The sequence below is a fragment of the Blautia sp. BCRC 81119 genome, from assembly GCF_003184505.1.
Lineage (GTDB): Bacteria > Bacillota > Clostridia > Lachnospirales > Lachnospiraceae > Blautia_A > Blautia_A fusiformis.
Map to the genome: position 1 here is coordinate 175,433 of NZ_QJHD01000002.1, position 14,596 is coordinate 190,028.

Annotated in this window: 15 protein-coding genes; 13 read left to right on the forward strand and 2 right to left on the reverse strand. The window is 46.7% G+C overall.

Annotated elements, in window-relative coordinates; all coding sequences use genetic code 11:
• Window positions 1-14: 14 nt before the first annotated feature.
• The 10 genes from DMI82_RS01865 to DMI82_RS20005 all read left to right on the forward strand — a co-directional run bounded on the left by DMI82_RS01865 (window position 15) and on the right by DMI82_RS20005 (window position 10,259).
• A complete protein-coding gene (locus DMI82_RS01865; RefSeq protein ID WP_110102282.1) occupies window positions 15-278 on the forward strand; it encodes a YabP/YqfC family sporulation protein in 264 nt (87 codons plus the stop codon).
• Entirely contained in the window at window positions 278-1,483 is a 1,206-nt protein-coding gene (locus DMI82_RS01870; RefSeq protein WP_110102284.1) for a sporulation protein YqfD, read from the forward strand. The genes DMI82_RS01865 and DMI82_RS01870 overlap by 1 nt, the downstream gene beginning before the upstream one ends.
• Complete coding sequence (locus DMI82_RS01875; protein ID WP_022426778.1) at window positions 1,476-2,501, forward strand: PhoH family protein; 1,026 nt, start codon at window positions 1,476-1,478, stop codon at window positions 2,499-2,501. The genes DMI82_RS01870 and DMI82_RS01875 overlap by 8 nt, the downstream gene beginning before the upstream one ends.
• Window positions 2,498-2,992: an rRNA maturation RNase YbeY gene (ybeY, locus tag DMI82_RS01880; protein ID WP_015524845.1), complete on the forward strand. Its 495-nt coding sequence runs from the start codon at window positions 2,498-2,500 to the stop codon at window positions 2,990-2,992. Before DMI82_RS01875 ends, ybeY begins: the two co-directional genes overlap by 4 nt.
• Window positions 2,993-3,069: 77 nt before the next feature.
• Entirely contained in the window at window positions 3,070-4,119 is a 1,050-nt protein-coding gene (locus DMI82_RS01885) for a DUF3048 domain-containing protein (RefSeq protein ID WP_242981794.1), read from the forward strand.
• 34 nt (window positions 4,120-4,153) lie between these two features.
• Complete coding sequence (gene proB, locus DMI82_RS01890; RefSeq protein ID WP_110102340.1) at window positions 4,154-5,017, forward strand: glutamate 5-kinase; 864 nt, start codon at window positions 4,154-4,156, stop codon at window positions 5,015-5,017.
• Between the two features lie 16 nt (window positions 5,018-5,033).
• Window positions 5,034-5,255, forward strand: a complete 222-nt coding sequence (locus DMI82_RS01895) for a DUF896 domain-containing protein (protein WP_044960849.1) — start codon at window positions 5,034-5,036, stop codon at window positions 5,253-5,255.
• On the forward strand, window positions 5,233-5,793 hold the full coding sequence (locus tag DMI82_RS01900; protein WP_110102286.1) for a 5-formyltetrahydrofolate cyclo-ligase: 561 nt from the start codon (window positions 5,233-5,235) through the stop codon (window positions 5,791-5,793). The genes DMI82_RS01895 and DMI82_RS01900 overlap by 23 nt, the downstream gene beginning before the upstream one ends.
• Before the next feature lie 43 nt (window positions 5,794-5,836).
• Window positions 5,837-7,087, forward strand: coding sequence for a glutamate-5-semialdehyde dehydrogenase (locus DMI82_RS01905; protein ID WP_110102287.1), 1,251 nt, complete (start codon window positions 5,837-5,839; stop codon window positions 7,085-7,087).
• A 112-nt stretch (window positions 7,088-7,199) separates the two neighbouring features.
• A complete protein-coding gene (locus tag DMI82_RS20005; protein WP_199579956.1) occupies window positions 7,200-10,259 on the forward strand; it encodes a hypothetical protein in 3,060 nt (1,019 codons plus the stop codon).
• Between the two features lie 91 nt (window positions 10,260-10,350).
• Here the strand turns inward: DMI82_RS20005 and DMI82_RS01915 are convergent, their stop codons facing one another.
• Window positions 10,351-11,082: an ABC transporter permease gene (locus DMI82_RS01915; protein ID WP_110102289.1), complete on the reverse strand. Its 732-nt coding sequence runs from the start codon at window positions 11,080-11,082 to the stop codon at window positions 10,351-10,353.
• A 54-nt stretch (window positions 11,083-11,136) separates the two neighbouring features.
• Window positions 11,137-11,979 carry an ABC transporter ATP-binding protein gene (locus DMI82_RS01920; RefSeq protein WP_110102291.1) on the reverse strand — a complete coding sequence of 281 codons (843 nt, stop codon included), beginning with the start codon at window positions 11,977-11,979 and terminating at the stop codon, window positions 11,137-11,139.
• Between the two features lie 149 nt (window positions 11,980-12,128).
• On the opposite strand from DMI82_RS01920, the gene DMI82_RS01925 reads away from it, so the two are divergent.
• The 3 genes from DMI82_RS01925 to DMI82_RS01935 all read left to right on the forward strand — a co-directional run bounded on the left by DMI82_RS01925 (window position 12,129) and on the right by DMI82_RS01935 (window position 14,595).
• On the forward strand, window positions 12,129-12,662 hold the full coding sequence (locus DMI82_RS01925; RefSeq protein WP_227752256.1) for a hypothetical protein: 534 nt from the start codon (window positions 12,129-12,131) through the stop codon (window positions 12,660-12,662).
• A 77-nt stretch (window positions 12,663-12,739) separates the two neighbouring features.
• The gene (locus tag DMI82_RS01930; RefSeq protein ID WP_110102293.1) at window positions 12,740-13,633 is read left to right on the forward strand and encodes a M14 family zinc carboxypeptidase; all 894 of its coding nucleotides are present in this window, start codon (window positions 12,740-12,742) and stop codon (window positions 13,631-13,633) included.
• 482 nt (window positions 13,634-14,115) lie between these two features.
• On the forward strand, window positions 14,116-14,595 hold the full coding sequence (locus DMI82_RS01935) for a signal peptidase I (RefSeq protein ID WP_110102294.1): 480 nt from the start codon (window positions 14,116-14,118) through the stop codon (window positions 14,593-14,595).
• The last annotated feature ends 1 nt before the right edge of the window (window position 14,596 follow it).

Genomic DNA, 14,596 nt, shown 5'->3' on the forward strand with positions numbered 1-14,596 from the left:
CGGAGGATTTTTTTATGAGAAAAATGTCAGCTTTTCTGGAGCTTCCCGGGGAACCGGCATTTCGGGAGGTGCAGGTGATACTTACGGGAAAACGCCGGGCAGTGATCGAAAATTACCGGAATATCCAGAGCTATACAAGAGAGGAGATCCTGATACTGACACCTTCCGGCAGACTTGTGATCCGTGGGAAAAACCTTGTGATCCCCTGTTACACAACCCTTGAACTATGTATCCGCGGGCAGATCGAAAACATTACGCTGGAGGAGGGGAATAAGTAATGGCCCCAGGTTTTGTGCGGGTTTCTGTTAAGGGGCAGCAGTGTCAGCGGTTTGTGAACCTTTGCAGAGGCAGGGAAATGGATCTGAAAAGGATTATCCGTACCGGTGAGACAGAGCTTCAGCTGACCATGAAGGTAGCGGATTTTCTGCAGATCTCGCCACTGCGGAGAAAAACAGGGGTACATATCCACATCCTGAAAAAAAGAGGGCCTTTGTTTTTTCTGCTTTTCTGTAAAAGAAGAAAAATGATCCCTGCAGGGTTTCTGGCAGTTTTCTGCCTTCTTTTTTTTCTGTCAGGAAGAGTGTGGAACGTTGAGATCCGGGGAAATATTCTAAATCCCACACCCCAGCTGATGGGATTTTTGAAAGAGCAGGGAATCCATTTCGGAATGCCCAGAAAGAAGATCAGCTGCAGTGCACTTGCAGCTTCTCTGCGAAGAGAATTTCCGGAGATCACCTGGGTGTCTGCCGGATTTTCGGGAACGGGCCTGCGTTTTGAGATCCGGGAGGGAACTGTCGGAGAAAAAGCAGAGCCGGAAGATAAATCCTGCAGTCTGTTTTCAACTCTGGACGGAGTGATCGATTCCATGGTCACACGGCAGGGAACTCCTCTTGTCAGGGTCGGGGATGAAATAAAAAAAGGCCAGGAACTGGTTTCCGGGATCGTGGACATCACCGATGACAGTCAGGAGGTTATCCGCTATGCATATGTTCAGGCAGATGCGGATATTTACATCCGACATACCATTGCCTATTACGATACCTTTCCGTTGGACATGGAGAAAAAGGTGTGGTCCGATAAAAAGAAAACAAGGTTTTTTTTTCAGCTGGAAAACTGGTTTCTGGACTTTTCCTCTCCTTTGAAAGAAAATGAGGAACGCCTCGTCAGCCGGGAACCTCTTTTCAGTATCGGGATTTTTCGTTCTCCTGTTACCCTGGGGATCGCTGCGATCGGGAAGTACGAAGTACAGAAAAAGCAGCTGACAGAGGATGCCGCAAAAAAACAGGCTATACAAAGGCTTTATGCCTATGAAGAAAAATTAATAGAAAAAGGGGTTCAAATATCTGAAAATAATGTTAAAATAGAAATAAATCACCAGGACTGCGTCAGCAGAGGCACTCTTACCGTCATTGAACGGACCGGAAGAGAAGCCCCCACAGAAAAAAAGACGCAGCCAAAAGAAAGGACACCAGAGGATGGCTAGCAGCATTATCGAATTATATGTGGATGTGCCGGCAGACCGCCAGGCGAATATTTTCGGACAGTTTGACGAGCATCTGAAGCTGATCGAACGTACTCTGAACGTAACCATGATCTTCCGTGACGGTTCTCTTAAGATCCTGGGAAGCCAGGAGGGAGCCACACAGGCCAGGGCGATCGTGGAGGAATTGAACACACTTGCGGGCAGAGGCAATACCATCACACAGCAGAATGTGAATTACGCACTTTCCCTTGCCATGGAGAAGATCGGCTCCGTGATGGAGGAGATCGACAAGGATTTTATCTGTAATACCATACAGGGCAGACCCATCAAGCCCAAGACTCTCGGACAGAAGGATTATGTGGAACAGATCCGTAAGAAGATGATCGTGTTCGGCGTGGGACCTGCCGGAACCGGCAAAACCTATCTTGCCATGGCTATGGCAGTAACTGCTTTTCGCAATGAGGAGGTTTCCAGGATCATTCTTACCAGACCGGCCATTGAGGCAGGCGAGAAGCTGGGATTCCTTCCTGGCGATCTCCAGAGCAAGGTCGATCCCTATCTGCGTCCTCTTTATGACGCACTGTATCAGATCATGGGGGCAGACAGCTTTGCCAAAAACATGGAGAAGGGGCTCATCGAGGTTGCCCCTCTTGCCTATATGAGAGGGCGTACACTGGATAATGCCTTTATCATCCTGGATGAGGCGCAGAATACCACACCTGCCCAGATGAAGATGTTCCTGACCAGGATCGGCTTCGGTTCCAAGGTGATCATCACAGGCGATGCATCCCAGAAGGACCTTCCCAGGGACGCCACGTCCGGTCTGGATGTGGCGATGAAGGTGCTGAAGAAGATCGATGACATCGGATTCTGTCAGCTGACCAGCAAGGATGTTGTACGTCATCCACTTGTACAGCAGATCGTGCAGGCCTATGACGATTATGAAAAAAAACAGAAGCCTGCCAAATCCAGGAAGGATGACAGGTATGCTGTGAAAAATAAGGAGTACAGAAGATGACCATAAATATCGAATATGAGACAGATCAGGAGTTAGGTATCGACTATGCTGCCCTTGCATCCCAGGTTGCGGACAAGGTTCTTGAAATGGAGAAATGCCCCTATGACGGACAGGTCAATCTTGTTCTGACAGATAACGAGGAGATCAAGAGGGTAAATACGGAATTCCGGAACATCCAGGCTCCTACAGATGTGCTGTCATTTCCTATGATCCCCTTTGAGACACCGGCGGATTATTCCGTTGTGGAAGAGGATGAGTCCTACTTTGATCTGGACAGTGATGAACTCCTTCTTGGAGATATCATGATCTCCGTGCCTAAGGTTTTTGCCCAGGCAGAGGAATACGGACATAGTGTGACGAGGGAATTCTGTTTCCTGGTGGCACATAGTATGCTGCATCTTCTGGGCTATGATCATATGACAGAGGATGAGGCAAAGGTCATGGAAGCCAAGCAGGCAGCAGCACTGAAGGAACTGGGGATCAACCGCTAGTACAGCGAATGATCACGTGCTGTCCCACAGAAAAGCTAAGCGGAAAGCTCTTCCGCTTTAAGAAAAGGAGGTAATATATGAGAATGAAAAAGACAGGTATTCTGGCAGGTATCACAGCTGCATGCATCTGCATTGCCCAGACTGTTCCCGCTTTTGGAGCCGGGCAGGATCTGGTAGGCTTTGTCCCCAATGAGGAGAAACAGGAAGAAACCCAGGTAAAGAGTTATCTCACCGGCGAAAATGTTCCGGAGAGCATTGGACGTAGGAGACCGGTTGCCGTGATGATGGGCAACAACAGTGTCGGAGCTCCGCAGAGTGGTATCGGACATGCCGGTGTTGTCTACGAAGCGCCGGTGGAAGGTAATATTACCCGTCTTATGGGCATTCTCGAAGATTATGATGAGCTGGAACGGATCGGTTCCGTTCGCAGCTGCCGTGACTATTATCTCTTTTACGCCAACGAATTTAATGCGATCTATGCCCACTACGGACAGGCTGCATATGCACTGCCTTATCTGGAGCAGCATGTGATCGATAACCTTAACGGGATCCAGATCGGCAAGCTTGCTTTTTTCCGTACAACAGACAGGAAGGCACCTCACAATGCCTATACAGATGCCAGCCACCTTCAGGCAGGCATAGATGCTATGGGATACAGCCAGGAATATAAAGAAGAATATACCGGACATTATCTTTTTACGGAAGATGGTACAGAGACCGTACCGGATGGGATCACAGCCAGCCTTGTGAAGCTAGATAATTTTACTGATAATCATCCGTGGTATGAATACGATGAAGAGACAAAGGAATATAAGAGATTCCAGTTTGGCAGGGAACATGTGGATCAGCTGGATAATGAACAGCTTACCTGCGATAATATCATCCTTCAGTATTCATCCTGCCCGGCTTACGATGGAAACGGCTATCTGAATATTGATGCCATTTCCGGCGGGGAGGGCAAGTTTATTACCAGAGGCAAAGCCATTGATATCCGCTGGGAGAAGGATTCTCCATGGGGGATCACGCATTATTACGACGGAAATGAACAGGAGATCCGCCTGAATCCGGGTACTACCTGGGTGGAGATCGTACAGAATGACAGGATCGATTCCGTTACTTATCAGTAAGACTAATATACAGGTATCAGGAGAAACAGAAAACATGAACGCAAATTACAGGGAACGACTGAAAGACAAGAAACGCATTGTTATCAAGATCGGATCATCATCACTGATCCACGCAGAAACAGGAAGACTGGATTTTCATAAGCTGGAGATCCTGGCCCGAGAGCTCAGCGACCTTCATAACCAGGGGAAAGACGTAGTGCTGGTATCCTCCGGAGCCATTGCGGTAGGTGCAGCTGCACTGGGTATGAAGGGAAAGCCGGCAGAGCTTGAGAAAAAACAGGCCTGTGCAGCTGTGGGACAGGCCAGGCTGATGACCATTTATCAGAAGCTTTTCGGGGAATACAATCAGATGGTGGCACAGATCCTGATGACCAAGAATACCATGGTCAACAACACCAACCGCAGGAATGCCCAGAATACCTTCCAGCAGCTTCTGGCAGAAAAGGTGATCCCCATTGTAAATGAGAACGACTCGGTATCCTCCTACGAATTCCAGAACCTGGTAAAATTCGGAGACAACGATACCCTTTCCTCCGTGGTTGCTGCACTGATCGATGCGGATCTTCTGATCCTCATGTCCGATATTGACGGTCTTTTTACAGACGATCCCAATTCCAATCCGGATGCACAGTTTATCGATATTGTAGAAAACATGGATGACAATATGCGTAAGCTTGGCAAATCCTCCACAGGAAGCAATGTGGGTACCGGCGGAATGGCGACCAAGCTTACCGCTGCGATCATCGCCACTGCGGCAGGAGCGGACATGGTCATTGCCAACGGAAATGACTTCCACAACATCCACAGGATCGTGGAAGGCAGGAGCTGCGGAACATTATTTGTAGGAAACAAGAAGGAAGAATTCTTCCTCATTGATTATATCGAAAAACTGCTTTAAGGAGAATAACATTATGATGGATAATATCAAGATCGACAGGATCAACGCACTGGCACATAAACAGAAAAGTGTAGGTCTTACCGAGGAAGAAAAGGTGGAGCAGGCGAAGCTTCGGAGAGAATATCTGGATGCAGTGAAGGGGAATCTCCGTGCGCATCTGAATAACATCGATATCAAAGAAAAGGATGGCAGCATCACCAATCTTGGAGAAAAATATGGAAGAAAAAAAGGAAATTAGAAAAAAGATCTTCAAAGCCAGAAAAGAACATACCGATGCCTGGATCCGGGAAAACAGTCTCCGGATCACAGAGACCCTGACAGAGCTTCCGGAATACCGGAATGCAGAACGGATCATGGCATACGCAGATTATAACCATGAAGTGATCACGCGCTATATTATCGAACAGGCCTGGAAAGACGGTAAGGAAGTGGCAGTGCCAAAGGTTTTCGGGAAGGATATGGTATTTTACAGACTGACCGATTTCAGTCAGTTGGAATCCGGCTATTTCGGGATCCCGGAGCCAAAGGAAGACGGAGAAAAGGTTTTCTGGGAAGAAGCCATGATGGTCATGCCCGGGGTGGCTTTTGACGTGAACTGCAACCGGGTAGGCTATGGCGGCGGTTTTTATGACCGCTTTCTGGAAAAGCATCCGGAGGTCTGCCGCGTTGCAGTAGGATTTTCCTTCCAGATCCTTCCGGAGGTTCCAACAGAGCCTACGGATATCCGTCCGCAGGTCATTGTGACGGAAGAGAATATATACCGCGATGCACAGTAAGATATTGCTGTAAAGACAGAAAGAAAGGCAGGAATATTTGGAAATGAATGAAATGCTTGAAAAATTGGGACAGAATGCGAAAGACGCGGAGACAGTCCTTCGAAATCTTTCCACAAATGACAAAAATAAAACCCTGGAAGCTGTGGCAAGGGCTCTTGTCGCTCATACGGATGAGATCCTGAGGGCCAATGCCCTGGATGTGGAAAACGGCAAAAAGAATCAGATGCCGGAAGGACTGATCGACCGTCTGATGCTGACACCGGAGCGGATCGAAGGAATGGCAGACGGACTTCGTCAGCTTACCGGTCTTGAAGATCCCATCGGGGAAGTTACAGGTATGAAAAAACGTCCCAACGGGCTTCTGATCGGACAGAAACGTGTTCCTTTAGGTGTGATCGGCATCATTTACGAAGCACGTCCCAATGTTACCTCAGATGCATTCGGCCTCTGCTTCAAAACCGGAAATGTTGTGATCCTGAAGGGTGGGAGCGACGCGATCCATTCCAATACTGCCATTGTCAACTGTATCCGTGAGGCATTGAAAGCCTGCGGCATTACCGAAGATGCCATCCAGCTGATCCAGGATACCTCCAGAGAAACAGCTGCGGAATTTATGAAGCTGAACCGGTATGTGGATGTACTGATCCCACGTGGCGGAAGAGGACTGATCAAAGCAGTGGTAAACCAGAGTACGATCCCTGTCATCGAGACCGGAACCGGAAACTGTCATATCTATGTGGACGAGACTGCAGATCTTCAGATGGCAGCGGATATTGTGATCAATGCAAAGACCCAGCGTGTGGGAGTATGCAATGCATGCGAGTCCCTTCTTGTAAACCGCAAGGTGAAGGATGATTTCCTGCCGGTACTGGCCGGACGCCTTAAGGAGAAGCATGTGGAGGTTCGCGCAGATGAAGCGGCAAAGGCTCTGATGCCGGGAGCAGTTCCTGCAACAGAAGAGGACTGGGGAACTGAATATCTTGACTATATCCTTTCTGTAAAGGTAGTGGATTCCGTGGAGGAAGCCATTGCACATATCAATAAATATAATACAAAGCATTCGGAGGCTATCATTACCAATGATTATACCCATGCCCAGAAATTCCTGGATGAGGTAGATGCAGCAGCAGTTTATGTGAACGCTTCTACCAGATTCACCGATGGAAATGAGTTTGGATTCGGTGCGGAGATCGGGATCAGTACCCAGAAGCTCCATGCAAGAGGCCCAATGGGACTCCTTGCACTGACCACCACCAAGTATATCATTTATGGTAATGGACAGGTACGTCCGTAACACAAATAAAGTAAAGCGGGTTTTTCGGTCCGCTTTACTTTTTTGAAGTGTTGTGCTATACTTTTTTGTAATTGGATTTAAAAAGACTAACTCATAACAGGAGGACTTATAAATGAAAAAAAAGCAGCTTTTTGCAGTCCTGCTTGCAGGTTCCATGACTGTTGGAATGGCACCTGCCGCAGCGTTTGCCGCTGAAGATACCGGAGCGGTAACAGAGGCAGAAGCACCGACTGCAGACGAGAATACAGAAACACCAGATGATGGAGCAGCTGTGGATGACCAGTCCCAGAGTGAAGCCGACGCCCAGGCAGCAGCAGAAGCCCAGGCAGCAGCTCAGGCCCAGGCGGAAGCAGAAGCTCAGGCAGCAGCCCAGGCCCAGGCAGAAGCAGAGGCCCAGGCAGCAGCTCAGGCTCAGGCAGAAGCAGAGGCCCAGGCAGTAGCTCAGGCCCAGGCGGAAGCAGAGGCCCAGGCAGAAGAGGCGCAGCAGGAGCAGACGGAAACAGTAACAGGAACAACAGTAACCGATGAAGCTGGATTAGTTGCAGCTATTGCGGCAGCTTCTGACATTGACATTAATAATGTTAATAAAGACAATCTTACGACGATCGTTATCAGTGGAACAGTTCAGATTACAGCACCCGTAACGATTCCGGCAAATAAAGGTGTTTTGATCGTTGGAAAAGACGATACATCCATGATACAGCGTGCAGCCGGCTTTACGGGTAATCTGTTTGACGTAAGCGGTGTACTTTATATGCTTGACAATAGCGACAGCACACTTGTTGTTGATGGTGGCTCTGTCAATGGTGTACCGGCAGCAGGATCTTTGATCCATGTAGCCAGTGGCGCAAAATTTTCAATGTCAACAGGTATCACGCTTACTAACAATAAGGTCGTAGCAGATGCAACAACAGCAGATACAACAGCTGCAGCTATTTTTAACGAAGGTGGAATCGTTCATATTTCAGGCGGTACGATTGAGAATAACAGTTCAGATAAAGGTGCTGTCTATAGTACAGGAAAAGTTTTTATTGAGAAAATTGAAAATACAGCAGAAACAGAACCGGTTATTACTAATAACACAAAAGCGGATGGAACAACACCTGCCAATATTATTCTTGCTGGAGAAGGCCAGCTTGCTGTAAACAGTGCTATAGCAGATCCTCAGATTGGATTTTCTGTGGAAAATGCTGAAGAGAGGCTGCGGAATTCATCTGCGGTAATTGTAAAGGGTGAGGACTGTCGTAATGAAGATTATCCACAGGCACTCCGTGTACTGGCTGGAAAATATGAAGATGTTAATTATAAAGTTAATCCAGAGAATGGTCAGCTTGTTTCCAACAGACCAGTCGTTACCGTTACTGCTAAGAGTGAAAAAGCAAATACGGTTACTGCAAGTATTAAATCTGACAAGGCCGGTACATATTACTATAAATGTGTGGCAAAAAATACCGAAGCTCCGACCATTGGTGGAGCTATCAAAGGTGAAAAAGTTGAAGCCGAAAAAGCAGTTTCTCTGAATCTTACTGAGGTTAAAGACACGTCCATTGATCTTTATGTATGGGTAATAGCAGATGACGGATCTGTCGGTGAAGCTGAAAAACAGACGATTGATGTAACACAGCCACAGAAGCCAGACGATCCGAAACCGGCAGCACCAAAGGTTACAAAAATCAGCGCAGAAAGTAAAACTGCAACAACTGCAGAAGTAGTTCTTCAGTCCGATAAGAGTGGTACATGCTATTATAAATGGGTGGCAAAGGGAGCGGATAAACCTTCCATTAGCACAACTAAAGACAGCAAGATTGAGATCACTGAAAACAAAGATTTTAAGATTGATCTGAAAAACCTGAAAGGTGATGCGATTGATCTCTATGTGCAGGTAGTAGCGAAAGATGGATCAAAGACAGCAGTGACCAAGATTGCAGATGTTACTTTGAAAGTAACACCTGCGAAGATTTCCAACGTAAGTTATAAATGGAAAGGTCATACATCTGCTACTGTAACTATGCGTTCTGATAAAGCAGGTGTGTACTATTATGAATGTGTAAAACGTGGTTCCAAAGCTCCGTCAGCTGATAAAATGAGCAAGGGAAAAGATGTTTCTGCAAATAAGGATTTCACGATCAGTTTGAAAGATTTGGATGCAAACAATGCAATTGATGTTTATGTGAGCATCAAAGGAACTGATGGAACTGTAAGTACACCAAAGAAGATTGCATTGGATGAAGCTAAGCGTCCGGCAAATGTCAGATGGGTTGGATTTTCATGGATCAACCATACATCTGCGAATGTTACTCTTATTTCGAATAAGAGCGGTACCTGTTATTATAAATGGGTTTCTCGTAACAGTAATGGTACGTCCGCCACTCCGAAAGATCTTACATCTACCGGAAAACAGACAACGTTTACTGCTGATAAGAAATTTAATATCGGTCTTGAGGATTTAGACTCTGACAATCCAATTGATCTTTATATCCAGATCAAAGATAAGAATGGTGTTTTGACGAATCCATTGAAAATAGCATTTAAAGAAGATTCCAGACCGAAAGTTGCAGATCCAACTCCGACTAACACACCGAATGCATTCATCCCGGATGTAAAAGAGAGCATAGTACAGGGACTGGACAAGGCAATTCAGTTCTATCCGAATCAGTTCTATGAATTTACTGTGATCGGTGCAGGAACAACCAACCAGGATCCAAATGAGGGTGATGTGAAGTGGGTTCCGGTTTACTGGAGTACAGCTGCAAACCCAACCCAAAGCCAGATGCATACAGCATGGAAGATTGGTTCCGCCAAGGGAATCAACAAAGACGCTACATACAACCTGTATGTATTCTTCCAGAAATACGTCTACACCGGTGGTCAGTGGCAGCAGACAGATACTATTGAATCTGCGGTATATCAGTTTAAATCTGCAAAACTGACACCTACCGGAACTCCGGGAGCAGATGGTTCATATGGCGGCGGTCAGACAGGCTCTGATCCGAACGCAACCATAACAGGAGAGGCATCCGCAACATCCTCCAACGGAGGCAACGGAACCAGATCCAGAAACGCAGTATCAACAGCTGATAACTCACCGGTCGGAACCATGTCCGCACTGGCAGTGGCATCACTTCTTGCAGGTGGATATGTGATCGTGAGAAGAAGAAAAAAAGATATTTAAACGCACAATAGCCAAAGTAGCATAAGAAATAAAAAAATCACCGGTTTTCCGAAAGAACAGGAGAGCCGGTGATTTTTTTGTAAGGATAAATTTACAGATTTTTTTTCTTATAGATAAACCAGGAAGCTGCAATACTGAATGCAATAAGATAGACCGTCAGGATCAGGATACTGAGGTAATTGACTCCACCGCCGGAAGCAATGGTACGAATCAGATGACTGGTCTGTGACAGTGGAAGAGCAGCTACAAAATTCCCAAGAAAGCCTGGGATCTTCTCTGTAGAGAAGAAGGTGTTGCACAAAAAAGCCATTGGCATAATGATATAGTTGGAAAAACGAGGTACATCCGCATGGTTTTTTGCAAGGAAAGAAACCACAACACCGATGGCAGAAAATACAGCACCGTTGAGGAACATCACCAGTAATGACCATCCGTTGAATACAAGACCGGTTCCGATCGGCATAGTCAGAAGAAGAATGATCCCTCCTGCATAAAGCCCACGGAGACTGCCTCCGATGATCTGTCCGGCAATAAACTGCCACAGAGGTGTCGGAGATATCATAACCTGGTCAAAGGCTTTCTCATAAAGACGCTGCACATTCAGATTCTGTGCGATGGCATTAAAGCTTCCGTTCATTGTAGTCAGTGAAACCACACCAGGGATCAGGAAATTCAGATAAGGCTCCCCATGTGAGGAGGTCTGTATCCCCATTCCAAAAACGATCAGATACATCAGTGGCGCGATCATAGCTGCCAGCGTGATCTTATAGAAATCCCTTCGGAATTCCACCCATTTTTCCCATAAAATAGTAAGTATTCCCATGATAATTCATCGTCCATTCTGTTAAATTATAAGATAACTGTGGCTGACGCCGGCTTATCGCTGCATCAGATGCCTGCCTGCGCGCTCCACAAAAACATCCTCCAGAGTTGTTTCACGAAGGGTGCACTGTCCGTCCAGAGAGGACAGAAAAGAGATGGCCTCTTCCCGGCTGTGGAAGTAGTGGCTTTTTGCCCCTTCCGGTGTTTCCTGATCTACGGTGTATTTGCCCAGGCTGTCGATCAGGCCTGACGGAGTATTGATCTCCTCCAGCTTTCCATGATCCATAAGTGCTACCTGGTTGCAGAGAGACTGTGCCTCTTCCATATAGTGGGTTGTAAGAAGAATAGTCAGGTTTTTTCCGTTCAGCTGACGGAGAAGATTCCACATCTGTCGTCTGGAAAGCGCGTCCATGCCTGCGGTGGGCTCGTCCAGAAGAAGGATTTCCGGACTTGTGAGAAGTGCCCGGCATACCATAAGCTTTCGTTTCATACCACCGGAAAGCTTCCTTACAGTCCGCTTACGGAAGGGAAGAAGTCCACAGAAATCCAGAAGCTCTTCGGTTTTCCGTTTGATCTCTTTTCGTGGCATGAAATAAAGACGGCCCTGATATTCCATGATCTCATCCATGTTCATATCCTGGCGCATGGAGTATTCCTGAGTGATCACGCTGATCTTGCGTTTCAGATCCGGTCGGTTGCGTCCAAGTGTCTGCCCGTCAATGAGGATTTCGCCCTCTGTGGGCAGGAGCAGAGTGGAAAGCAGACTGATCGTGGTAGTCTTTCCGGCACCGTTGGGCCCCAGCAGACCAAAAAATTCGCCGGTTTCTATGCGAAGATCCAGAGAATCCACAGCCGTAAAACTGTCGAATTTTTTTGTGAGATTTTTTGTTTCGATCATCTCTGTTCATTTCCTTTCGTTTGTATGCAAATTTCACTCTATTATACTGGAAAAGAAGAGACATTTCAACAACTCTGAGATGTTCTTTACAGAAAAGGAGCGTTGTGCTATAGTGATACGAAGGAAAAACAGAAAACGGAGAGAGAACCATGAAACACAGGATGAGAACAATAATGCTGATTCTTCTGACTATGCTGCTGCTATGCCCTATACAGGTTCTGGCTGCAGATGGAGAGAACGCAGTGAAGACAGATCTGGAGGACGGAGAATATTCCATACAGGTGGAGCTGGAAGGCGGAAGCGGAAAGGCCAGCGTTTCTTCCCCCACACTGATGCTGGTAAAAGAGGGGAAGATGTATGCACGGCTCCAGTGGAGCAGCTCCAACTATGATTACATGATCGTAGATGGGGAAAAATATCTCAATGAGAGTGAGGAAGGCAGAAATTCTGTTTTTACTGTCCCGGTAACTGCGCTGGACGATAAGATGGAAGTGATCGCAGATACACTGGCTATGGGTGCCCCTCATGAGATTGATTATACACTGACCTTTTATGAGGCTTCTATTGGCTCCAAGGGTCAGCTTCCGCAGGAGGCAGCGAAAAGAGTGGTTGCAGTTGCGCTGGTGATCATCATCGGCGGCGGTATCCTGAATTATTTTGTAAACAAAAGGAATCGGTGTTAAACCGGTTCTTTTTTTATGCCCTTTCACATAATATACATAATAATGAACATGTATAAAGATGGAAGGAAGGGAACATCATGGATACAGTACAGGATAAAACCTACGAAGCAATTTATTATTCACTGTGGGAGGCTGCCAGGCGTTACAGCGGCTTTACGCAGTTTCGGGTGATCGGAAAAAGCCACGATGACCGGATGATCCCTATGCTTGAGATCGGACATGGAGATGCCTGTATTTTCTGTGTGGCCGGCTTTTCCGGAACGGATGGTCAGATGACGGACAGGCTTACCAGGATGGCACTGGAGCTTTGCAGGATATATGAATGCAACTGGACCGTGGACGAGCTTTATGAGGTAAAAAAGCTCCTGGATCAGACCAGGCTTTGTATCATACCGGTGGTCAATCCGGATGGATATGAGATCTGCCGGAAGGGCTACAATACCGTGCGAAATCCCATTTTTCGTCAGATGCTGAAAATGCAGGATGTTCCTTGTGATGAATTCGAGGGGAATGCAAGAGGAATGGATACTGCACGGAATTTTCCCACCACCTTCTGCAGCAGAAAAAAGATCCATCAGCAGCCTGCCAGTGAAAATGAGACACGGGCGCTGATCCGGATCTTTCAGGAATACGGAGGACGTGGCCTGCTGGTTTTCTGTGGATATGGGAAAAAGGTGGTTTATTACCGGCGGGATCAGAATTTTTCCACTGGTCAGAGATGCTACCGTCTTGCACGTCACTTAAAAAAATGTACCAGGGGAAAGCTGGAGCAGCTGGCAATAGAAAGAGAAGTGCAGAACGGGCGAAGGAGCACAGGCAGGCCGGAACAGTATTACGGAGAAATGATCCGTCAGCCGGCTTTCCGGATCGAATTGCCGGTAAATTCCGGAAATAAAGAAGAGGAAGAACGGGAAATCCGTGATCTGTTGCTCCTTCCATTGGAATATATTTACTCTCTGGTACAGCTGTAAAAAAATCTGGCGTTGTGCGGATGCAGGGTCTGTCAGCTTATGAAATATAGGGTGGCAGACATACCCGCTGAGAAACCAGTGTCGAATCCTGTCGGACGAATTTGATTGACTTCCGGGGCTGCGAATCCTATAATAACATCATCTGAAACAAATCCTTTTTAACAAATGTTGCAGGAATTCATCCCCTCTGTATGTGATGAGAGGAACTGCACATCTGAGCGTATCTGCTCGAATAATTTCCATTCAGTATTTTTGCTGTATTATTATTCTGATCATGCTTGTCCCCACTTCAAAATCTGTGAGTTTAAGTGATGGGAGCATGTTGCGAACTGCCATATTAACTGTTATACAGGGAGGACTTTTTTATGGCTCAATTTATGTGGAGCAGGTCTCCGCCGGAATTTTTCTGATATCCGAACACTGTTTCTTTCCCTGCAGAGGGAAGTGATCATCAAATATCGTATATAGAACAGAATACAGGAATGAAAATATTTTTTCGATGTATCGGCAACACGGTTCTTGGACTGATGCTGGTGACAGCATTGGTACTTTTAATTCCCGGACTTTTCGGGATCCGGCCCTATGTGGTATATTCCGGTTCCATGGAACCTGAGATTCCAACCGGAGCTGTGGTTTTTACAAAGGAAGGAGAGTTTTCTCCGAAAAAGGGAGATATCATTACTTTTCATAACGGAGATACCGTTGTCACCCACAGAGTGGTAAAAAAAGAAAAGGATATCTTTATCACAAAAGGTGACGCCAACAAGACAGAAGATCCTGTTCCCGCAGAGGCGTCACAGATCATCGGGCGGGTAGTCTTTCACCTGCCTTATCTGGGCTACGTGATCCATTTTCTGAAAGCCCGGATCCCCTTTGCCGCAGTTTGCATTGCGGCATGTCTGTCAGTACTCTTTGATCTGGCATATACCCCAAAAAAGAAAAAAATACAGGGAGGAATTTAAT

Excerpts from the sequence above, each read along its gene's own strand:
- DMI82_RS01915 (WP_110102289.1), bottom strand. The coding sequence starts at position 11,082 with ATGGGAATACTTACTATTTTATGGGAAAAATGGGTGGAATTCCGAAGG.
- DMI82_RS01865 (WP_110102282.1), top strand. The coding sequence starts at position 15 with ATGAGAAAAATGTCAGCTTTTCTGGAGCTTCCCGGGGAACCGGCATTT.
- DMI82_RS01875 (WP_022426778.1), top strand. The coding sequence starts at position 1,476 with ATGGCTAGCAGCATTATCGAATTATATGTGGATGTGCCGGCAGACCGC.
- DMI82_RS01925 (WP_227752256.1), top strand. The coding sequence starts at position 12,129 with ATGAAACACAGGATGAGAACAATAATGCTGATTCTTCTGACTATGCTG.
- DMI82_RS01900 (WP_110102286.1), top strand. The coding sequence starts at position 5,233 with ATGGAAGAAAAAAAGGAAATTAGAAAAAAGATCTTCAAAGCCAGAAAA.
- DMI82_RS01870 (WP_110102284.1), top strand. The coding sequence starts at position 278 with ATGGCCCCAGGTTTTGTGCGGGTTTCTGTTAAGGGGCAGCAGTGTCAG.
- DMI82_RS01895 (WP_044960849.1), top strand. The coding sequence starts at position 5,034 with ATGGATAATATCAAGATCGACAGGATCAACGCACTGGCACATAAACAG.
- ybeY (WP_015524845.1), top strand. The coding sequence starts at position 2,498 with ATGACCATAAATATCGAATATGAGACAGATCAGGAGTTAGGTATCGAC.
- DMI82_RS01920 (WP_110102291.1), bottom strand. The coding sequence starts at position 11,979 with ATGATCGAAACAAAAAATCTCACAAAAAAATTCGACAGTTTTACGGCT.
- DMI82_RS01885 (WP_242981794.1), top strand. The coding sequence starts at position 3,070 with ATGAGAATGAAAAAGACAGGTATTCTGGCAGGTATCACAGCTGCATGC.
- DMI82_RS01905 (WP_110102287.1), top strand. The coding sequence starts at position 5,837 with ATGAATGAAATGCTTGAAAAATTGGGACAGAATGCGAAAGACGCGGAG.
- DMI82_RS01935 (WP_110102294.1), top strand. The coding sequence starts at position 14,116 with ATGAAAATATTTTTTCGATGTATCGGCAACACGGTTCTTGGACTGATG.
- proB (WP_110102340.1), top strand. The coding sequence starts at position 4,154 with ATGAACGCAAATTACAGGGAACGACTGAAAGACAAGAAACGCATTGTT.
- DMI82_RS20005 (WP_199579956.1), top strand. The coding sequence starts at position 7,200 with ATGAAAAAAAAGCAGCTTTTTGCAGTCCTGCTTGCAGGTTCCATGACT.
- DMI82_RS01930 (WP_110102293.1), top strand. The coding sequence starts at position 12,740 with ATGGATACAGTACAGGATAAAACCTACGAAGCAATTTATTATTCACTG.